19 protein-coding genes are annotated in these 19,463 nt (G+C 58.2%); 14 read left to right on the forward strand and 5 right to left on the reverse strand.

Annotated elements, in window-relative coordinates; translation table 11 throughout:
• The first annotated feature begins 249 nt into the window (after positions 1–249).
• Positions 250–1,200: a lipopolysaccharide heptosyltransferase I gene (gene waaC, locus YH63_RS13655; RefSeq protein WP_046827132.1), complete on the forward strand. Its 951-nt coding sequence runs from the start codon at positions 250–252 to the stop codon at positions 1,198–1,200.
• Here the strand turns inward: waaC and YH63_RS13660 are convergent.
• The 3 genes from YH63_RS13660 to waaF all read right to left on the reverse strand — a co-directional run bounded on the left by YH63_RS13660 (position 1,190) and on the right by waaF (position 3,479).
• On the reverse strand, positions 1,190–1,720 hold the full coding sequence (locus tag YH63_RS13660; RefSeq protein WP_046827131.1) for an HAD family hydrolase: 531 nt from the start codon (positions 1,718–1,720) through the stop codon (positions 1,190–1,192). The two genes, waaC and YH63_RS13660, sit on opposite strands and share 11 nt — an antisense overlap.
• The gene (locus YH63_RS13665; RefSeq protein ID WP_046827130.1) at positions 1,717–2,310 is read right to left on the reverse strand and encodes a D-sedoheptulose 7-phosphate isomerase; all 594 of its coding nucleotides are present in this window, start codon (positions 2,308–2,310) and stop codon (positions 1,717–1,719) included. The genes YH63_RS13660 and YH63_RS13665 overlap by 4 nt, the downstream gene beginning before the upstream one ends.
• Positions 2,311–2,402: 92 nt before the next feature.
• Entirely contained in the window at positions 2,403–3,479 is a 1,077-nt protein-coding gene (waaF, locus tag YH63_RS13670; RefSeq protein WP_046827129.1) for a lipopolysaccharide heptosyltransferase II, read from the reverse strand.
• A 202-nt stretch (positions 3,480–3,681) separates the two neighbouring features.
• On the opposite strand from waaF, the gene rfaD reads away from it, so the two are divergent.
• From rfaD to YH63_RS13690, 4 genes are read left to right on the forward strand one after another with little or no spacing between them, the layout of a single operon-like run.
• Positions 3,682–4,662 (forward strand): ADP-glyceromanno-heptose 6-epimerase, encoded by a 981-nt coding sequence (gene rfaD, locus YH63_RS13675; RefSeq protein WP_046827128.1) that lies wholly within the window; start codon positions 3,682–3,684, stop codon positions 4,660–4,662.
• Positions 4,663–4,689: 27 nt separating this feature from the next.
• Positions 4,690–6,162: a D-glycero-beta-D-manno-heptose-7-phosphate kinase gene (gene rfaE1 / locus YH63_RS13680; RefSeq protein WP_046827127.1), complete on the forward strand. Its 1,473-nt coding sequence runs from the start codon at positions 4,690–4,692 to the stop codon at positions 6,160–6,162.
• Entirely contained in the window at positions 6,159–7,433 is a 1,275-nt protein-coding gene (locus YH63_RS13685; protein ID WP_046827126.1) for an O-antigen ligase family protein, read from the forward strand. Before rfaE1 ends, YH63_RS13685 begins: the two co-directional genes overlap by 4 nt.
• Positions 7,434–7,435: 2 nt before the next feature.
• On the forward strand, positions 7,436–9,361 hold the full coding sequence (locus tag YH63_RS13690; RefSeq protein WP_046827125.1) for an SDR family NAD(P)-dependent oxidoreductase: 1,926 nt from the start codon (positions 7,436–7,438) through the stop codon (positions 9,359–9,361).
• Here the strand turns inward: YH63_RS13690 and YH63_RS13695 are convergent.
• Positions 9,342–10,376 carry an MraY family glycosyltransferase gene (locus tag YH63_RS13695; RefSeq protein ID WP_046827124.1) on the reverse strand — a complete coding sequence of 345 codons (1,035 nt, stop codon included), beginning with the start codon at positions 10,374–10,376 and terminating at the stop codon, positions 9,342–9,344. The two genes, YH63_RS13690 and YH63_RS13695, sit on opposite strands and share 20 nt — an antisense overlap.
• Positions 10,377–10,635: 259 nt before the next feature.
• Here YH63_RS13695 and YH63_RS13700 point away from each other — a divergent pair, with 259 nt between their 5' ends.
• Positions 10,636–10,977, forward strand: coding sequence for a hypothetical protein (locus YH63_RS13700; RefSeq protein WP_246658139.1), 342 nt, complete (start codon positions 10,636–10,638; stop codon positions 10,975–10,977).
• A 43-nt stretch (positions 10,978–11,020) separates the two neighbouring features.
• On the opposite strand, the gene YH63_RS13705 is transcribed toward YH63_RS13700, so the two are convergent.
• Entirely contained in the window at positions 11,021–12,148 is a 1,128-nt protein-coding gene (locus tag YH63_RS13705) for a glycosyltransferase family 4 protein (protein WP_046827122.1), read from the reverse strand.
• 420 nt (positions 12,149–12,568) lie between these two features.
• Here YH63_RS13705 and YH63_RS13710 point away from each other — a divergent pair, with 420 nt between their 5' ends.
• From YH63_RS13710 to YH63_RS13745, 8 genes are all read left to right on the forward strand, one after another.
• The gene (locus tag YH63_RS13710; protein WP_246658056.1) at positions 12,569–13,210 is read left to right on the forward strand and encodes a winged helix-turn-helix transcriptional regulator; all 642 of its coding nucleotides are present in this window, start codon (positions 12,569–12,571) and stop codon (positions 13,208–13,210) included.
• Positions 13,207–13,722, forward strand: coding sequence for a transcription termination/antitermination protein NusG (nusG, locus tag YH63_RS13715; protein ID WP_046827120.1), 516 nt, complete (start codon positions 13,207–13,209; stop codon positions 13,720–13,722). Before YH63_RS13710 ends, nusG begins: the two co-directional genes overlap by 4 nt.
• Before the next feature lie 174 nt (positions 13,723–13,896).
• Complete coding sequence (locus tag YH63_RS13720; RefSeq protein ID WP_046827119.1) at positions 13,897–14,850, forward strand: UDP-glucuronic acid decarboxylase family protein; 954 nt, start codon at positions 13,897–13,899, stop codon at positions 14,848–14,850.
• The gene (locus YH63_RS13725; protein ID WP_046827118.1) at positions 14,847–15,989 is read left to right on the forward strand and encodes a glycosyltransferase family 4 protein; all 1,143 of its coding nucleotides are present in this window, start codon (positions 14,847–14,849) and stop codon (positions 15,987–15,989) included. The genes YH63_RS13720 and YH63_RS13725 overlap by 4 nt, the downstream gene beginning before the upstream one ends.
• A 75-nt stretch (positions 15,990–16,064) precedes the next feature.
• On the forward strand, positions 16,065–17,207 hold the full coding sequence (locus YH63_RS13730; protein ID WP_046827117.1) for a glycosyltransferase family 4 protein: 1,143 nt from the start codon (positions 16,065–16,067) through the stop codon (positions 17,205–17,207).
• An 8-nt stretch (positions 17,208–17,215) separates the two neighbouring features.
• Positions 17,216–18,280, forward strand: coding sequence for a glycosyltransferase family 4 protein (locus YH63_RS13735; protein WP_046827116.1), 1,065 nt, complete (start codon positions 17,216–17,218; stop codon positions 18,278–18,280).
• Positions 18,277–18,864 carry an acyltransferase gene (locus tag YH63_RS21910; protein ID WP_046827115.1) on the forward strand — a complete coding sequence of 196 codons (588 nt, stop codon included), beginning with the start codon at positions 18,277–18,279 and terminating at the stop codon, positions 18,862–18,864. Before YH63_RS13735 ends, YH63_RS21910 begins: the two co-directional genes overlap by 4 nt.
• Complete coding sequence (locus YH63_RS13745; RefSeq protein ID WP_052753816.1) at positions 18,861–19,463, forward strand: methionine biosynthesis protein MetW; 603 nt, start codon at positions 18,861–18,863, stop codon at positions 19,461–19,463. The genes YH63_RS21910 and YH63_RS13745 overlap by 4 nt, the downstream gene beginning before the upstream one ends.

Consider the following 19,463-nt stretch of genomic DNA (forward strand, 5'->3'; position numbering starts at 1 on the left):
CGCGCTGAATCCCTTGGATTTTCCCGCAGGAACGCGGTTTATGGTTTCCAAAACGTAACGCCAGTGTCCCGTATCCGACGTTCGCCTCACCTTGCAGCGCGTTCTGGGCGAACGTCGGATACGAAGGGACACTGGCAAAATATAATTCTAGTGATCCTTTGGTTCTGACATTCGTAAAGTGCCTGCGAAGGACATGATACGAATGTCAGAACAGGATCACTAATTTACGAGTCCGGGCCGATCACGCCGATGCATGGTATTATGTTCATCAAGACGTCATCGCTCGGCGATGTCGTGCATCACATGCCGGCGGTGACCGATGCGCACCGGCGCTGGCCCGATGCGCGGATGACGTGGGTGGTTGAAGAAGGATTCGCGCCACTGGCGCGGCTTCATCCAGCCATCAGTGAGGTGATTTCGGTTTCGACGCGGCGCTGGCGATCCCAACTGCTGCGCGGGGCGACCTGGACCGAAGTGTCGGCCTTCAAGGCCAGGCTGAGGTCGATCAAGGCCGAAAAGGTGATCGACACGCAGGGCCTGATCCGGTCGGCACTGATCGCGTGGACTGCCACGGGTGAGCGGCACGGATACAACGCGTCGAGCATTCGGGAGCCGATGGCGTCGTGGTTCTATGACATCAAGCATGCGGTCGCGCGCGATCAGCATGCGGTGACGCGCAACCGGCTGCTGACCGGATTGAGTCTTGGCTATTCGCCGGACGCGACAATCGACTACGGACTGGTCAAACCGCCAAAAGATGGTTGCGCTCCTTATGCCGTGTTGCTGCATGGCACGTCACGCGCGGCAAAGGAGTGGCGCGAGGTTGACTGGATCGGCACCGGCAAATGGCTGCGCGGGCAGGGTCTCGACGTGGTGCTGCCATGGGGGAATGAGCGCGAGCGCTTGCGCTGCGAGCGTCTCGCGGCCGCGATTCCCGGAAGCCGCATTCTCGACCGTCAGCCGCTCGATGCAACGGCGAAAGTGATCGCCAATGCCGCGTTGGTGATTGGCGTCGATACCGGGTTGCTGCATCTGGCTGCTGCCTACAGTGTGCCGCTGATAGCAGTGTTTCTCGCGACCGATCCCGGTCTGACTGGCCCCGTCGGCAACGGCTCGATCACGGTGGTCGGCGGCAAGGATGTTTACCCGTCATTCGAACGGGTGACCGAGGCGGCGCAGAAACTGTCGCTTACGCTTTGATGCGCTTCGTCAGGATTGCTTCGACAAAGCCCGAAAGATCGTTGCCGGAAAACAGATAACCTTCGATGCCCGCTGCGGCACCCGCATCGAGATCGCGCTGCTTGTCACCAATGACGAAACTGCGCTCCTTGTCGACCGGCCAGTGCTTCATGAGATCGAGGATCATCCCCGACTGCGGTTTGCGCCAGTGGCACTCGCGCGTATAGGCCGGGACCGTGCCGTCAGGATGATGTGGGCAGTAGCGAAAGTCGTCGATGCGTGCGCCGTCGCGCGCCAGTTCATCTCGCATCCAGTTGTGAAGGGTGCGCACATCCTCCTCGGAGAAAAAGCCGCGCGCGACGCCGGACTGGTTGGTGAAGACGAAGACGTAATAGCCGGCGTCGTTCAGCGCTTTTATCGCGGTGGTTATTCCCGGCATCCAGCGAAGCCGCTCGCGGGTGCCGACATAGGCATCGTCGAGATTGATGACGCCGTCGCGGTCGAGGAGCGCCGCCGGCTTTCGCGTTAGGCTGCCCGTCATGCGGTCTTCGGTGCGCCGGTCAGCGCCTGTTCGACATCGTCACAGATTGCATGCATCGCCATCATGTGAACTTGCTGGACCACAGGCGTGTCGTCGGTGGGAGCGACGAACAGATGATCGCACGACGCGCGCATGCTTTCGCCTTTCGTGCCGGTGAAGCCGACGGTCGTGACGCCCATGTCGCGTGCTGCTTTAAGTGCTGCAAGGATGTTCGGCGAGCGACCGGACGTCGTCAGTGCAAACAACACGTCGCCGGGACGGGCGAGGCCCTGCACCTGTCGCGTGAAGATTTGCTCGAAGCCGTAGTCGTTGGCGATGGCTGTCAGCGCGGAGGTGTCGGTGGTCAGGGCGATCGCGGCCCAGCCGTGGCGTTCCTGTTTGTAGCGGCCGACGATTTCGGCAGCGATGTGCTGGGCATCCGCGGCGCTGCCGCCATTGCCGATCAGGAGCAGCTTGTTGCCAGCTCTCAACGCGTCTGCCACAGCCCGCGCAATCGTGTGCGTCGTTGCAAGCAGTTCATTGCTCTGCACGGCCTCGGTCAGCCCGGCGAGCGAGCTCTGAAAATGCGCCGCGATCCGATCCTGGCTCACATGTCACCGCGTTTGTTCAGGTTGCAGGTCAGTGGTGGTCACGAGTGGTAGTCATGGTGCGATACGGGCGCAAGTGCGGCCACGGTTCGAGATTAACGCGCAACGCCGGCGCCAGCCGTCGCCATCACGCCTTGCGCGATCTCAACGACCTCCGATGCCGGGATATCGCGCATGCAGTGGTGATCGTTCTGGGTGCAGACCGGACGATGACAGGGCTGGCAGGGCAGGTCGGTTGCCCGCTTGATGGTGGCGGCGAGGCCGTTCAGCGGGGCCCAGTGGTAGGGACTGGTCGGGCCGAAGATTCCGATCGCCGGTGTGCCGATGGCAGCGGCGATGTGCATCAGGCCGGAGTCGTTGGAAATGACGGTTTTCGCAGCCGCCATCGCCATGATGCCGTTGCGCAGATCCGTACCGGTCAGGTCGCGAACGCGTGGTCCTGCGAAATTGACGATCTCGGTGGCGATGGCTTTTTCACCAGGGCCGCCGACCACCCAGACGTCGAGGCCCTGCTCGGCGAACATGCGGGCCGCCTCTGCATAATAGGTCCAGCGCTTGGAGACGCCGACCGATCCGGGGGCCAGCGCGACCGCGGCGCTTTGGCCCAGATTGTTGGCCTGACGCCAGGCCGCGACTTCCGCCGGCGGCACCACGAGTTGTGGAACCGGCCACTGTTTTGGCAGCGGGGCATCGGCGGGCAGGGCGAGGGCGGCATTCTTGTCGATAAAGCGGGGCATCTTTCGCTCGCCCCAGCGCCAGTCATTGACCAGCCCGAAACGGACCTCTCCGACGAAGCCGGTCCGCTGCGGAATGCCTGCGAGGGTAGGGGCGATGGCCGCCTTCCATGTCCTCGGCATCACCAGGGCCGTGCCATAGCCCGCTTCGCGGAACTGGCTGGCCAGCGTCCACTGCTTTTTCAGGGCGAGCCGTCCGCGCGGCAGGTCCCAGACGATGCCGCGGCGGACGCCGGGCATATAGTCCACCAGCGGGGCGCACAGGCTCGTTACCAGAAGATCGACCGGCCGGTTCGGCCAGCGCTCCTTGAGCACCCGCACCACGGTGTGACCACGGACGAAATCGCCGATCCACATGTACGGAATCACCAGAACCGGGCTGGTTTCCGATGGGTCGGGCGAAACCTTCAATTCGCTTAGAAATGAATTTTTATTCATTTATTGAAGGGCTTTGCAGCCGTTTCCGTGGCTCGGGAGAATTGTGCACGATCAGCCGGTTACCGCGTCACTTGCGCGGCGTCCAGATGCGTTTTTGCTCCGTCGGGATGGACGCTGCCCTTCACCACACCAGTGGACGTGAGTTGCTTGCCGGGCAGGAGTGAGGCAAAGGTGACCCGCGTCAATTGGGCGGGATTCCTTCATGCTGCTGGTGACCGGCGGAGCCGGTTTTATCGGATCGAACGTCGTCGCTGCCCTCAACGATGCGGGCCGCGCGGACGTGGCCGTCTGTGATTTTCTCGGATCTGACGGCAAGTGGCGCAATCTCGCCAAGCGGCAGCTCGCGGACATCGTTCCGCCCGCGGAACTGACGCCATGGCTGGCCGGGCGCAAGCTCGACGCGGTCATTCACCTCGGCGCGATCTCGGAGACCACGGCCACCGACGGCGATCTCGTCATCGAGACCAATTTCCGGCTCTCGATGCGGCTGCTCGACTGGTGCACGGCGAACTCCGTTCCGTTCATCTATGCGTCGTCTGCCTCGACCTATGGCGACGGCGAACAGGGTTTTCGGGACGATGCCTCCCTCGATGCCCTGAAAAAGCTTCGGCCGATGAACCTCTACGGCTGGAGCAAGCATCTGTTCGACATGGCGGTGGTTGGGCGGCTTGCGAAGGGTGAGACGATGCCGCCGCAATGGGCTGGCCTCAAGTTTTTCAACGTGTTCGGCCCGAACGAATACCACAAGGGCACGATGATGAGCGTGCTGGCGCGCCGCTTCGACGACATCAGGTCCGGCCGCACCGTGCAGTTGTTCAAGTCGCATCGTGACGGGATTGCGGATGGCGACCAGCGGCGCGATTTCATTCACGTGGACGACGTCGTGCGCGTCATCATGTGGCTGCTGGCAACGCGCTCCGTGAACGGCATCTACAATGTCGGCACCGGCAAGGCGCGCAGCTTCCGCGATCTGATTCTTTCAGCATATGGTGCGCTCGGCGCCAAGCCGAACATCGAATACATCGACATGCCGGAACAAATTCGCGGCAGTTACCAGTACTTCACCGAAGCAGAGGTCGATCATCTGCGCGGCGCAGGTTACAATGGCGGCTTCACGGCGCTGGAAGATGCTGTCGGCAGCTATGTCAGGGATTTTCTCGACCGGCCCGATCGCTACCGTTGATCGTGCAACAGGGATACAGGCGTTCTCATGTTCGATTTTGACGCGCTGTCGCAAGCGATTGTCCGCCAAACCGTGCTGTGCGTCGGCGACGTGATGCTGGATGAGTTCGTCTATGGCGAAGTATCCCGCATCTCGCCGGAAGCGCCTGCGCCGGTGATCGCGGCTCGGCGCAGCGAGATCAATGTCGGGGGCGCGGGCAACGTGGCGCGCAACATCGCCTCGCTCGGGGCACGATGCATTTTCGTGGGTCTGGTCGGCAATGACGCTGCCGGCGAGACATTGAAGTCAGAACTGGCGAAGGAAAGCCTGATCGAGCCGGTTCTGGTGACCGATCCGGCGCGGCCGACCACGCGCAAGGTGCGCTTTGTCTCGGAGCATTTCTCGACGCACATGCTGCGCGCGGACTGGGAGCTATCGGCTCCGGCGTCGGAAGTCACCGAACGCAAGTTGATTGATGCCGTCGTCTCGGCGCTGCCACGGGCGGACATCGTGCTGCTGTCGGACTATGCGAAGGGCGTCCTGACTGCGCGGGTGATCCGCAACATCATCGATGCGGCGCGCAAGCTCGGCAAACGAGTGATTGTCGATCCGAAAAGCGCGAATCTTGCGATCTATCGCGGCGCGACGCTGCTGACACCGAACCGCAAGGAGTTTGCCGAGGCGACGCGGCGGCGCATCCAGTCCGACGCCGACATTGCCGATGCTTCGATCGAGGCATTGCGCACCGCCGATGCTGAGGCGATCCTTGTGACCCAGAGCGAAGACGGCATGACGCTGGCGCATCGCGACGGCAGCCTGATCCATGTTCCGGCCCAGCCCGCGAAGGTGCGCGATGTGTCGGGTGCCGGCGACACCGTGGCCGCGGTGCTGGCGGTGACGCTGGCGGCGGGGACGGACTGGGATACATCGTTGCGCTGCGCGACGGCGGCGGCCGCCGTGGCGGTCAGCAAGCCCGGCACGGCGACGGTTTCGCTGGCCGAACTGCGCCGAAAGATTTTGCCGCATGCCTCGCTCGCGGCGGAAGAGAAAATCGCCTCCAGTGCTGCGGGTCTTGATGCACAACTTGCCGAGTGGCGCAGGCAGGGATTGCGCGTCGGTTTCACCAACGGCTGTTTCGATATTCTGCATCCGGGGCATGTCCGGGTGGTGACGCAGGCGCGCGCTGCGTGCGACCGCCTGATCGTCGGCCTCAACAGTGATGCGTCGGTGCGGCGTCTCAAGGGAGCGGAGCGACCGGTGCAGGACGAGCGCGCTCGCGCCGAAGTCCTTGCAGCGCTTGAGGCGGTCGATCTCGTTGTCATTTTTGAGCAGGATACGCCGCTGGAATTGATTACGCAGATCAAGCCCAGCGTGCTGGTCAAGGGCGGCGACTACACCCGCGAGCAGGTCGTGGGCCACGAAATCGTGGCAGCCAACGGCGGTGAGGTTGTGCTCGTCGATATCCTGCCGGGTCACAGCACCACATCGCTGGTCAAGCGCGCGCGAGAGAACAAGGCATGACCGCGAACGCGTCCGATCTCTCGGCTCACGTGTCAACTTCAGTCTGGCGCAACACGGCCGCATGGACAAAGGCTGCAGATATCGCGGTGGTTCTGATCGCCATCTCGCTGCCGTGGTCGACCTCGCTGGTCGCGATCTTTGCGGTGGCGTGGCTTATGTTCCTGATTCCGACGATCGAGTGGCAGGGGTTTCTTGAATCGATCAAGCGGCCGGCTTGTGCTGCCCCGCTTCTGCTTTTCGCGCTCGCCGTCGCTGGTACGCTGTGGGCTGCGGACATTTCCTGGTCGGACCGGCTGCGCGGCATTAATCCGGCCGCCAAGCTGCTCGCTATCCCGGTTCTGATCTATCACTTTGAAAGATCGGGGCGGGGACTGTGGGTGATGCTCGCGTTTCTCGCGTCATGCACAGCGGTGATGCTGACGTCGTGGCTGATGTTCGTGGACCCTCGCATACTGCTGAACCCATTGCGTTCACCCGGTGTTCCGGTCAAGAACTACATAGCGCAGAGTCAGGAATTCGCGCTCTGCGCCTTCGCGGCCTTCGGAGCGGCAGTCTATTTGCTGAAAGCGCAGCGGAAGGCATGGGCCGCGCTTCTTCTGGTTCTCGGCATCGGCTTTCTCGCCAATATGGTTTTTGTCGCGAGTTCGCGAACTGTTTTCGTCTGCATCCCGGTGCTGATTGTCATTTTCGCCGCAAAGCACTTCAGCACGCGCGGCTTTTTGTTGCTGATGGCCGCCGTGATTGCGGCCAGCGCGCTCGCGTGGACAGCGTCGCCTTACTTGCGTATGCGGGCGGGGATGATCGGTATCGAATATCAGCGCTATCATGAAAGCAACGCCGTGACGTCCGTCGGCGAGCGGCTCGAATTCTGGCGCAAGTCGATCAAGTTCGTCGCGGAGGCGCCGCTCGTCGGTCACGGAACGGGATCGACGAAAACATTGTTCACGCAGGACGCGGTCGGGCAGACCGGCGCGTCAGCCCAGATCATCGGCAATCCGCACAACCAGACGCTCAACGTGGCCGTGCAATGGGGCTTGATCGGTTGTCTCGCCTTGTATGCGATGTGGGTTGTGCATCTCAGGCTGTTCTCTGGAGTTGGCCTTGCGGCGTGGGTGGGCCTGGTCGCGGTGGTCGAAAATTTTGTCAGCTCGCTACTGAATTCGCATCTCTTTGATTTTCACGAAGGGTGGATCTACGTGTTGGCTGTCGGCGTGGCGGGGGGCATGGTTGCGCGCGCTTCTCGCACAGAAGATTCCGCAGGACAGGCATAGTCATGGCCGCGTCGTCCCGATTCAGATCTCCAAGCCTCACTTGGCGAAATCTGTTGATCATCATCCATGATGCCTTGGCGACAATCTTCGCGGTTGTTGCGAGCTTTTACCTGCGGTTTGAGGGTAGCGGTTTAACTGAGCGCCTGCCGCTGCTGCTGCGCATCTTGCCATACTTCGTACTTTTCAGCATCGTGGTCTGTTACGTCTTCCGGCTGACGACGACCAAGTGGCGGTTCATTTCGCTGCCGGACTTCTTCAACATCGTCAAAGCTTCGACGGTGCTGGCGCTGATGTTGCTGGTGCTGGACTACATTTTCATTGCGCCGAACGTCTACGGCACATTCTTCTTCGGCAAGACGACGATCATTATCTATTGGTTCCTTCAGAATTTCGCGCTGGGAGGATTACGCGTTGCCTATCGTTATTTCCGATATACGCGGACGCTAAGCCAGGCGCGCAGCCTCGATGCGTCGCCGACACTACTGGTTGGACGCGCCGCCGATGCGGAAGTCTTGCTGCGAGGGATTGAAAGCGGCGCGGTGAAACGAATGTGGCCGGTCGGCGTGCTGTCGCCGTCCTTGTCCGACCGTGGGCAGTCGATCCGCGGTATTCCTGTGCTCGGCGGTATCGACGATCTCGCCGATGTGGTTGACGATTTCTCGCGCCGGGAAAGGCCGATCGAGCGCCTCGTCATGATGCCTTCGGCGTTCGAGGCCGATGCATCGCCGGAGTCGGTGTTGACCCGCGCCCGCAAGCTTGGTCTTACGGTTAGCCGCCTGCCGTCGCTCGAAGGCAGCGGCGAAGCTCCACGGCTTGCGCCGGTCGCGGTCGAGGACCTGCTGCTGCGGCCGAGCGTCAAGATCGACTATCAGCGGCTTGAAATGTTCGTGAGAGGTAAATCCGTCGTGGTCACTGGCGGCGGTGGATCGATCGGTTCGGAAATATGCGACCGCGTCGTGACGTTCGGCGCGTCGCGCTTGCTGATCGTGGAAAATTCGGAACCGGCGCTGCATGCGGTGCTGGAAAGTCTGGCCGCTAAATTTCCAACCGCGATCGTCGAAGGCCGCATCGCCGACATTCGTGATCGTGAGCGCATTGCGCATCTCATGACGGCGTTCAAGCCGAACATCGTGTTTCATGCTGCCGCGCTAAAGCACGTTCCGATCCTCGAGCGGGATTGGGGCGAGGGCGTCAAGACCAATATCTTCGGCACCGTCAACGTGGCCGATGCGGCGGTCAGCGCCGGCGCCGATGCCATGGTGATGATTTCCACCGACAAGGCCATCGAGCCGGTGTCGATGCTCGGTCTTACCAAGCGCTTTGCCGAAATGTATTGCCAGGCGCTCGACCGCGAATTGATGCACAAGGCGAACGGCAAAACCCCGATGCGGCTCATTTCCGTTCGCTTTGGTAATGTGCTGGCGTCGAATGGGTCGGTGGTGCCGAAGTTCAAGGCGCAGATCGAGGCGGGCGGACCCGTTACAGTCACGCATCCGGATATGGTCCGGTATTTCATGACCATTCGCGAAGCGTGCGATCTCGTGGTGACGTCCGCAACCCATGCGCTCGATCCGGTACGTCCGGATGTGTCGGTGTATGTGTTGAACATGGGACAGCCGGTGAAGATCGTTGATCTTGCCGAGCGCATCATCAGGCTGTCCGGGCTTCAGCCGGGTTATGACATCGATATCGTGTTCACCGGCGTCCGGCCGGGTGAACGTCTGAACGAAATCCTGTTTGCGCACGAGGAGCCAACGACGGACATCGGCATTGCCGGCATCGTCGCTGCGCGCCCCAACGAGCCTCCGCTCGATACCTTGCAGCGATGGCTGTCCACGCTGGAGAAGGCTGTAGGAAGCGAACAACGCAGCGTCATTGTCGGCGTACTGAAGGATGCCATCCCCGAATTCAAGAGCGGGGCGGCTTAGATCCCCCGAGCGGATCCCGTTTACGTGAGAAGCGGCCGAGCACGAGCGCCACAGCGCTTATACCCAGCGCCAGCGCGATCCCCTGAACATAAGGCGACTTCTGCCAGATGGTGACCGCCGCAAAAGCTGCGAGAACAATGTTCAAGATAAACACCTCGCCGACCACCTGCATCACGCTGAAGCCGTTGTTGGTGGCCTGCTGATAGAAGTGTGAGCGGTGGGCAACCCAGACCGTTTCACCCCTCATCAGGCGCTTCAGAAGCGTCAACGTCGCGTCGGCGAGATAATACAACGGCAGCAATAGCGCAGCGATGAGATGTCCACTTCCCGCGAGTTGAAGCAGGCACCATCCCATCAGCAAACCGATCGGCAGGCTGCCCACATCGCCGAGGAAGAGCTTTGCGACAGGCTTGTTGAATGGCGCGAAACCGATCATCGCGCCGCACAGCGCGAGGGCCACCAGCGTGGGGCCCAGGGGCAACTGGCCGTAGAAGCCGAACAGCGCCAGCGCTGCCATGACAGGCACGACCTCGGCGGCGGTGATCCAGTCAAGGCCGTCCATGAAGTTGACGAGATTGACGAACCACAGTCCGCTGATCAGCAGCAGGACACGCTCTGCCCACACAGGCAGAACCTGAACAAGGTGAAATTCTGCAGGGAGGGTTGCGAGCACGATGCCGACGGCAGCGGCTTGTATCAACAGGCGGGGCAGGACAGGTATCGTCCGCAAATCATCGTAGGCGCCGACCAGAGCCAGCAAGACCGCCGCCGCAAGGACCGCGAGCAAAACAGAACCTGCAACCGCACCAAAAAACGAAACCGATATCGCGACGGACGTGATGACTGCGGCGATCACCGCCACACCGCCGCCCTGCGGCGTTGGCACGCTATGGGACGATCGCGCGTTTGGCCGCGCCAATGCATAGCGCTGGAGCTGGGGGCGAAGCAGGACAATCAGCATCGCGCAAATCACGCAGGCGACGAGCGGCGTGGCTATAATGAGTAATGAATTCATGAAACGTGGATCATCCGGTCAGCGCCTGATTAGGTTGCAGGGAACACGGCGCCGCAAGGTGTTTAATCAAACCGGCGCGAGGTGACAACGTCCCCAGGGGCGTTCCTCTGTCCGGGGAAATGTCAGCCAGGTGCATTGCCTGTGAACTCCGGCGTATTTTCAAGCCCCGGAGACCACTTTTCACCGGCACTCCAAAGCGATAGGAATGCACCCGGACAGGCGGGAGTTGGCATCATTGGTGGCTGTACGATTGCTTCAGGTGCTGCTCGCGGCTGTATTGCTCAGCGGGTGCACTTTCTTTTTCGATGTGCAGGATTCCGTTCAACCGGATCCGGAGCCGGATTCCCGGCAACAGAAAGTCATCTTCGACCGGATTCAGCAAATCACGCAGTCGATGAAGGACATCACTCGGTCCGAGATTTCCAATGTTGGACCGAACGAGGCACAGTCGGGGCCGGAAAAATGGACGGTTTGCTCCCGCGGAAACTCCGGCAGTGAGTTGCGCTATTTCACGTTCTTCCTGAAGGGCGAAACGGTTGCCAACTGGCGGCCAGCGGTGATCAACGACAAATGCGAGACTCGCAGTTTTTCACCATTTTGATGCGGTCGATAATATTGACGGATGATGGACGGCGGAGAGCGCATCAACGCAGGCGCTGAAGCTGGTCCTCATAGAGAGCAACGACTGCCGCGCCGATCGCTTGCGCTGACATCTTCTCCACAACGAGTTGCCGAGCCGCCGCGCCATAGCGCAGTCTCAGTTCTCGCGACATGGCCAGCTCACCGATCGCATCGGCCAGGGCCTGTGGATCTTCGATCGGCACCAGCAATCCTGTTTTGCCCGGTATCGCAATTTCTCGGCAACCGGGTGCGTCCGTGGCGACCAGCGGCCGGCCGCAGGCGGCAGCTTCCAGCAGACTTTTAGGCAGGCCTTCACGATGGGAGGGAAGGGCTGCGATATGTGAGTCGCGCCATAGCGTGGTAATGTCTGCAACCTGACCCAGCCAGGTGATGCTTGGCTCATTGTTCCACTGCTGCGCCTCTTCGAGCGTAACGGAGTCAGGATTGGCTGGATCTGGATCTCCGGCGATGCGCAGACGAATATCCATGCCGCGCGCACGCAAGATCCGATGGGCTGCAACCAACGCGCGGATTCCCTTATTGGTCAGCAATCGGCCCGCGAACCCGACCGTGATCGGACCATCGGGTTCGGGAAGCGGCGTCAGCTTGTCAGTATCAACACCAGAACCTGGAATTCGGACCAGCCGCCGGGAGTCGATGCCAATCGTCTCAAGCGTGGTACGGTCGTCCGGATTCTGAATCAGTGTGACCACGTGGTCCCGGTTGAGGAGATACCGAAGGGCAATCGCAATGACGGTACGGAGAAGCCGCGCCCGGGAAGCCGTCGAAGTGAAGGCGTAGCCGAGGCCGGTCAGTGCGTTGATCTGCGGCGTCGTCGTTCCCAACGATGATATCCCGCCGAGCAGGCAGATCTGCATGCCGACATGGTGCACGATGGACGGTGAAAGCGAGTGCTTGATCTTGCGAAGCGCGCGAATGGTCGAGACAGCGCCGAGCGGCGACAGCCCGCCGCGCCGGAACGGTATGGGATGAATCGTAAATCCTTCGGCGCGGATGGCATCGGCATTCGATCCGACCGATGCCGCCACATGAACATCAAACCCCGCATCGCGCGCAGCGCGGGCCATCGGAAGCCGATGGGACAGGAAGGCCTTGTCCTCGGTCTCGACATAGAGAAGTATTTTTTTCAAACGGTCGCTTTTGTGACGGAGGGGATAATCTCGTTGGCGTGGCGTTAAAGGTCGGGAGTACATCTTGCTTCAAGCCACTTCAGAAAGAATAGTCGTCAAGCCGTGACGCTGATTTGTCCCAGAGACAAACGCTAATCATGCATCTCTAGACGATACTCTTTTGGTATTCTGTGTGTCAGTCGCAAGTGGCTTTTGGATTTTTGTTAGTCGATCCGGGCTTCAAGATGCGGCGGGCGATGGAGTCTTGCGCGATCGCGTGGTCAGGTAGCGATCGGGAGATACGAAAACACGCAAACTTTAGCTTTCTGATAATTTCTTACAATACATCAAATAGTTATTAATGTTCACGTTGTGAACGATTCTTCTTGACGTTCATGGGATGAACGCTGTATCGCTGCGAGGTATCACAAGGATGGCCTCGTGCGTTCATTGCAAAGCGATCAGGGCGATGAAGACCGCATTGTGCTCAACCTATTGAATTCGGTTGAGAGCGACGGATCGCAATCCCAGCGGCATTTGGCAGCCGAACTCGGAATTGCGTTGGGTCTGGTCAACGCGTACCTCAAGCGGTGTGTTCGAAAAGGTCTTCTAAAGGTTAGCCAGGCCCCAGCACGTCGTTACGCATACTATCTGACACCTAACGGGTTCACCGAAAAATCCCGATTAACGGTCGAGTACTTGTCCTCGTCTTTTGCATTTTTTCGGCAAGCCAAGGCTGACTTCGCGAAGGTTTTTGAGACAGCAAAAAATCGAAATTTCCAGAACATCATTCTGTGCGGGAAATCCGATCTTGCCGAGGTCGCGATTCTCTCTGCGGTAGAGAGCGGGATTTCGATCCTCGCCGTGATTGAAGAAAAGTCAGAGAGCTCGTCGTTTGTCGGCAAGAGGGTGATTTCGTCGAGTGACGAGGTTGATTTCCCCTTTGATGCCCTGGTTATCACTGATGTACGCAATGCGCGCGAGACCTATGACGTTGCCGTGAAGCTCTACGGGAGTCATCGTGTGCTTGCTCCACAATTACTCGGTCTGAACAAGCCCACAACCCGGGATGTCGCGCGATGAGCACCGTCAGCGAGGCTGCATGGTACGTTGTGCAGACGCATGTAAACGCCGAAGCTAAAGCAGCGCGAAATCTAGCGCGTCAGGGTTTTGAGATCTACATTCCCCGTTATCTCAAGCGCCGTAGTCATGCACGTAAAATTGAAAAAGTCGCGGCGCCTTTGTTCCCGCGTTATCTATTCGTGCGCGTCGATATGGCAACGCAGCGTTGGCGATCGATTCAGTCGACGATCGGTGTGTCTCATCTCGTCGCCAATGGATCAGATCCCATACCGGTCCAGCGCGACGTTCTCGGGCTATTGAAAGCGCGAGAAGATGAGCGTGGCTTTATAAAGCTGGATTGGCGTCCGAAATTTTCGTTAGGCGAGAAAGTTCGCGTGCTGGCCGGTGCGTTCGCGGACAATTTCGGACTATTTGACGGGTTGGGAGATCGTGACCGTGTTGCGGTCTTGCTGGACATCCTGGGGCGCAAGGTTCGCGTTTCACTCGAGGCGGATGTGGTCTCCGCAGCTTAAAGTTTGCCTGCTTGCTGTATTTCGTGCAGGCGAGCCGGTAGAGGCGATTTGGTCTGGTGGCTGCGAGTCACCCGGACTGCGGTAGCTTGGGTGCCGGTGTCGCGAGTTTAGTCAAACAATGCAAACGAAGAATGCCTCGCCTGTGCATTTCGCCGTATCAAATCGAGGGCTTTGATGAAAATTTTAAGACGTCGTAGATCTCTCGTCACTGGTGGTGCAGGCTTCCTCGGGTCGCACTTATGCGAGCGGCTTCTGCAAGAAGGTCATGATGTTCTCTGCGTGGACAATTTTTTCACGGGAGCCCGAGAAAACATTCTGCATTTGCTTTCAAATCCGCATTTTGAACTGATGCGGCATGATATTACGTTTCCGCTGTATGTCGAAGCCGACGAAATATACAATCTGGCCTGTCCGGCATCGCCGATCCACTACCAGTATGATCCCGTGCAGACGACAAAAACCAGCGTCCATGGTGCCATCAATATGCTGGGATTGGCCAAGCGCCTTCGCGCTCGAATTTTGCAAGCATCAACAAGCGAAGTGTACGGTGATCCGGAAGTTCATCCGCAACCAGAAAGCTATTGGGGGCGCGTCAATACGATCGGCCCACGCGCCTGTTATGATGAAGGCAAGCGCTGCGCCGAAACCCTCTTCTTTGATTACTACCGGCAGCATGCGCTGGAAATAAAGGTCGCGCGCATCTTCAACACGTACGGTCCACGAATGCATCCTAACGATGGCCGTGTGGTTTCGAACTTCATTGTGCAGGCCCTGAAAAATGAGCCGATTACGATATATGGCAGCGGCCAGCAAACTCGCTCATTTTGCTATGTCAACGAGTTGGTCGACGGACTTTATCGGCTCATGCAATCACCCGCTGATTTCACCGGCCCCGTTAATCTCGGCAACCCCACCGAATTTACGATGGTCGATCTTGCCAAGAAGGTCATCGCGCAATGCGGAAGCCGGTCCGAATTGTCTTTCAAGCCGCTGCCTGAAGACGATCCTCGGCAACGTCAGCCTGACATTAAGCTGGCGATTGAAGCGCTCGGTTGGGAGCCGCAGATTGCGCTCGATGAAGGGCTACAGAAGACAATTGAATACTTTCGCAGCTCCGCCATTCAATGAATCTTCTGATTGTTACCGGCATTTTTCCCCCGGACCATGGCGGGCCGGCGAGCTATGTGCCTCGTATGGCGTCTGCGCTCGCGGATCGTGGTCACAATATTGTCGCCGTTGTTACGCTGAGCGACAGGCTGCGACACAATGACAGCGCGTTCGGCTTTAATGTTGTGCGCTTGCTGCGTGGCGAATTCAGGCCGATGCGGTGGGTGCGCACAGTACTCACGATCCGGAAATACGCTGTGCAGGCGGATGCGGTGTATCTCAATGGCCTCGTCATGGAAGGTGTTGTGGCAACACGTTTTCTGCGACACACACCGACTGCGGTCAAAGTTGTGGGCGATCTAATTTGGGAGAAGGCCCGCAACGTAAATGCAACGTCGCTTGATATCGATGCATTTCAGATTGCGTCCTTGCCAATCGGTTGGCGATTTCTTCGTCGTTTGCAGAAGCTCTACACAGCTTGCGTGGATGCTGTGATCGTACCGAGCAACTATCTCGCAAGAATTGTATCAGGCTGGAGTGTGAATGCGCATCGCATTCATACTGTTTACAACGCGGTCGATTCCGCTGAAGCAACCAACAGTGAAACGCGCGGAGCAGCGGCCTGGGATATCGTCGTTGTTGCGCGGCTCGTGCCCTGGAAGGGGTTGGTTGCGGTGATCAAAGCTGCTGCGGCCATGCGAAAGAGTCTGAAGATCGTGGGCGATGGTCCGATGAGAGGCGAGCTTGAAGCTCTCGCACAAGAGCTGAATGCAGATGTAACCTTCACCGGTCACGTTCGGCAGTCGCAAGTTAGACAGGAAATCAGATCCGCGCGGCTGTTCGTGTTGAATTCTTCTTATGAAGGATTGCCGCATATCGTGCTGGAAGCGAAATCGGCAGGCATTCCAGTGCTCGCAACCAAGGTGGGCGGCACGCCGGAGACCATCGATCATGGGGTCAACGGTTGGCTAATCGAAGCGGGCGACGACGCCGCGCTTCAGAATGCACTGGGGCGGCTTCTATCCGATGCTTCATTGCGTGAAAGCCTTGTTGTGGGCGGGTTTGAACAGATGAAGACCCGGTTTTCCTTTCAGGCCATGGTCGATGCAACGGAACACATTCTACAGGGCATTGCTAAACCGAGGCGTGAAGCTGCATGAACTCGCAATCCGTATCTGGTGTAAGTTTGAAAGGTTCGCTGACGGCTGTCATTAATGAGATCTGTCGAACTTAGGATGCTGCGTATTTTGAACATTGGGCTCGATCGTGATATCCTTCACGCCGGTGAAGCTCAGGATCGTCAGAAAATTTATGCACAAGCGCTTCCCGCATCGATATCGCATATCGTCAAAGCCTCGCCGGATACATCACCTGCGAGGATAGAAGTTTCCAAGGATATCGTGGTCTTTCCATGCCCTGTGAGGCATTGGTCGTTGTTCGTTCCTGCCGCAATCCGGCGTGGTTCGGAGATTCTTCGCAGTCATCGCTTCGATATCATTCAGGTTCAAGAACCTTTCATATCTGGCTTAGCTGGCGCGTGGCTATCACGGAGGTTCAATATTCCGCTCGTGGTTGGCATTTTCAGCGATGAAATTGACAATCCAGTCTGGGTTCGCGCGCATATCGCTAATCGCGCTGCAAACATCGTCGGTAAGCGCGTTTTAAGAGCAGCTGCAGCCGTTCGATGCGACAGCCAAATTGTCGCGAAGAAAGTGGCATCGACTGGGCAGAAGAACGTTCAGTACGTTCCCTTTCTGATTACTCACGCTGATCGATTTCTTGAACCTCATGCAGCAGCCCAAGGCATCAGGACGCAGTTGCTTCAGGGTAGCGCCGGTCCCCTGTTGCTAACAGTTGCGCGTCTGGAGCCGGAAAAAAACATCGATCTGTCGTTGCGATCATTTGCTGAGACCTTGAAGCGCTTTCCTGAAGCAGTGTTCTCGATTGTCGGAGACGGCAGTTGCCGAGGGGACCTTGAAGCATTGGCGCTGCAGCTTGCGAAGGGGCGGGTCCGTTTTCTGGGCCGGGTCGCGAATGCCGATGTTGCCGCATTCTATCAGGCGGCCGATTTGACATTACTAAGCTCGACGCGCGAGAGCGCTGCTCGAATTTTGTTCGAATCGCTTTTGGCGGGAACGCCGATTCTGACAACGGATACAGCGGGCGTGCATGAGGTCGTTCAGGACGGAGAAACCGGCAGGGTCATCGCGCTTGGGGATGAAGCGGGATTTACAAATGCGCTTGTTGAACTTTGCGCTGCCCCTGAGCGTCTCGCGCTCATGGGTGCCGAGGGAAGGGCGCGAACGGCGAAGATTGTAACGCTGGATGGCGTTATTGAAGGACTCCGGTTGGTTTATAAAATGGCGCTCGCTGCGTGAATCTACTGATGTTCAATCTTGCGGTCGATGCCGAGCATGTCACCCTCGGGTTTGGGCTGAAATGGATCGAGGCGCTTTCGCGACGGTTTACACATATCGATATCGTGACGATGACCGCAGGCAAGTTCTCTCTGCCGAAGAATGTGACTGTCTGGTCTGTCGGTCGGGAAAAGGGCTATCCGGAGTGGCTACGAGCGCTTCGTTTTTATTGGATCGCGGTTCGTATTCTTATGCGGCGGCGGATCGATGTGGTTTTCACGCACATGATCCCGGTGTTCGCAATTCTTTTTTGGCCGGTTGCAAAACTGACGGGGTTAAAAAATCTGCTGTGGTATGCGCACGGAACCGTCACTCCTACCTTGAAGGTCGCTCACAGGCTTGTGGACCGAGTGGTTTCATCAACGCCGGAAGGATTTCGGATCGTTTCCGACAAGGTGACGTTCATAGGCCAAGGTATCGACAGTTCACTTTATCTTCCTCGGCGACGGACGCCGAGCACGATCCTGCGGATTGTTACTGTCGGGCGGATTTCCTCTAGCAAGGGATTGCACATTCTCGTAGAGGCGCTCCAGGGCTTGAACTCCGCGATGCCTTGGCAGCTAACAATTGTAGGAGATGCTACAAACGATGATGAGCGTCGATATGCAGCGGAACTTCGGCAGCAGGTAAATCTTGGATGCTCTGAGAACATTGTTTTCGCGGGGCGGCTTGAGCCGGGTCGCATCGCGGAGGAACTGGCCGCTGCGGATGTTTTTGTGAATCTCAGCGCTACGGGAAGTCTGGACAAGGCAATTGTCGAAGCAATGGCGAGTGGCTGTCCGGTTCTGAGTAGCAACGATGCATTCTGTGCCATCGCACGCGAGGCAGGTTTTTCCGACTGTATCGTTCAACGTGACGGAGGAAGTCTCACGGTTGGGCTGGAGCATTTCTCGAAACTGGATCAGGGCGCTCGTTGGACAATAGCCGAACGTCAGTCCGAAATCGCACTGCGGGAACACAGCCTCGAGGGACTCATGGACCGGCTTTATGCAAACCTACAAAAATGCGCTCCGAAAGGCGATAGGGCATCATGATCGCTGCTTGGGTTGTTCGTGCTGTATCCGCGATCGCCTTTGTGCTGCTACTGCCGCTGCTCGCATGGTCAAGACTGCCACTCCGTGAATTCAGTACTTTCACTGCACCGAGTCAGTTGCTTGCGTTTATTCCCGGCTATACCGGGATATTGCTTCGGCGAGTCTGGTATAAATGCACGCTGCAGCGGTGCGGTGACAATCTCACGGTAGATTGGTTGGGCGTCATCAGGCTTCGGCAAAGCAAAGTCGGACATCGTTGCACGTTTGGTGTCGGTGCATGGGTCGGATGGGTGGATGTCGGAGACGACGTTATGACCGGCAACGGCGTGACGTTGCTTAGTGGTGCCGGTCAACATAGTTTCTCCGACTTGACTCGGCCAATGCGAGAGCAGTTCGGAGAAAAGCGCCAATTGGTGGTCGGCAACGACGTCTGGATTGGCGCCAACGCGACCATTTTGGCTGATGTCAGTTCCGGAACCGTTGTCGGTGCTGGAAGCATCGTCACCAAAACATTTCCTGAGGGAAACATCATCGCAGGAAATCCTGCAAAAATCTTGTCTCGGCGCGAGAGGAACAGCGCGTGATCGATCTTATCTATCACAAATACAAGCTCACCAACGCAGCTCTTCGCGATAACATCGCTAGCGTACTGGATGTCGGCTGTCGTGATGCCATTCTGAAGAAGTCTCTTCGTGCCGACATTTCTTACTCCGGGCTCGATCTGTTTCCTGGTCCGGATGTCGATCATGTTGGGAACGCGGAGGAGGGGCTACCATTCCCCGACGGCGCATATGATGCCGTTATCGCGCTGGATTTGTTGGAGCATACCAACAACATCTGGTTTGTTTATGATGAGCTTATGCGCGTTGCGCGTCATCAGGTGATTGTTCTTTTGCCAAATGCTTACCATTGGTCGTTTCGTCTACAGTACCTTCGCGGCCGAGAGATGGGTAAATACGTGCTGCCAACCGAGCCCATTCTCGATCGTCATCGTTGGTTGCTGTCCCAGACTTCAGCTCGACGCTTCTGTGAAGCCAGGGCGAAGGAGAAGGGATGGCGTTTGACAGAGAAAATTTTGTTCGGTAGCCGCCGTACCGCACTGATCGATCTGGCGCTTAGTCCTATCTCAAAGAATCTGGCGACATGGTCGACGATATTTTTTCTCGATAAGCCGCAACAATGA

The sequence above is a fragment of the Afipia massiliensis genome (genome assembly GCF_001006325.2).
GTDB lineage: Bacteria > Pseudomonadota > Alphaproteobacteria > Rhizobiales > Xanthobacteraceae > Afipia > Afipia massiliensis_A.

What these genes read in the sequence shown, in the direction of transcription:
- rfaE1 (WP_046827127.1), top strand. Translation starts at nt 4,690, where the DNA reads ATGTTCGATTTTGACGCGCTGTCGCAAGCGATTGTCCGCCAAACCGTG.
- YH63_RS13695 (WP_046827124.1), bottom strand. Translation starts at nt 10,376, where the DNA reads ATGAATTCATTACTCATTATAGCCACGCCGCTCGTCGCCTGCGTGATT.
- nusG (WP_046827120.1), top strand. Translation starts at nt 13,207, where the DNA reads ATGAGCACCGTCAGCGAGGCTGCATGGTACGTTGTGCAGACGCATGTA.
- YH63_RS13725 (WP_046827118.1), top strand. Translation starts at nt 14,847, where the DNA reads ATGAATCTTCTGATTGTTACCGGCATTTTTCCCCCGGACCATGGCGGG.
- YH63_RS21910 (WP_046827115.1), top strand. Translation starts at nt 18,277, where the DNA reads ATGATCGCTGCTTGGGTTGTTCGTGCTGTATCCGCGATCGCCTTTGTG.
- YH63_RS13730 (WP_046827117.1), top strand. Translation starts at nt 16,065, where the DNA reads ATGCTGCGTATTTTGAACATTGGGCTCGATCGTGATATCCTTCACGCC.
- YH63_RS13685 (WP_046827126.1), top strand. Translation starts at nt 6,159, where the DNA reads ATGACCGCGAACGCGTCCGATCTCTCGGCTCACGTGTCAACTTCAGTC.
- YH63_RS13720 (WP_046827119.1), top strand. Translation starts at nt 13,897, where the DNA reads ATGAAAATTTTAAGACGTCGTAGATCTCTCGTCACTGGTGGTGCAGGC.
- YH63_RS13690 (WP_046827125.1), top strand. Translation starts at nt 7,436, where the DNA reads ATGGCCGCGTCGTCCCGATTCAGATCTCCAAGCCTCACTTGGCGAAAT.
- waaF (WP_046827129.1), bottom strand. Translation starts at nt 3,479, where the DNA reads ATGAATAAAAATTCATTTCTAAGCGAATTGAAGGTTTCGCCCGACCCA.
- waaC (WP_046827132.1), top strand. Translation starts at nt 250, where the DNA reads ATGCATGGTATTATGTTCATCAAGACGTCATCGCTCGGCGATGTCGTG.
- YH63_RS13660 (WP_046827131.1), bottom strand. Translation starts at nt 1,720, where the DNA reads ATGACGGGCAGCCTAACGCGAAAGCCGGCGGCGCTCCTCGACCGCGAC.
- rfaD (WP_046827128.1), top strand. Translation starts at nt 3,682, where the DNA reads ATGCTGCTGGTGACCGGCGGAGCCGGTTTTATCGGATCGAACGTCGTC.
- YH63_RS13735 (WP_046827116.1), top strand. Translation starts at nt 17,216, where the DNA reads ATGTTCAATCTTGCGGTCGATGCCGAGCATGTCACCCTCGGGTTTGGG.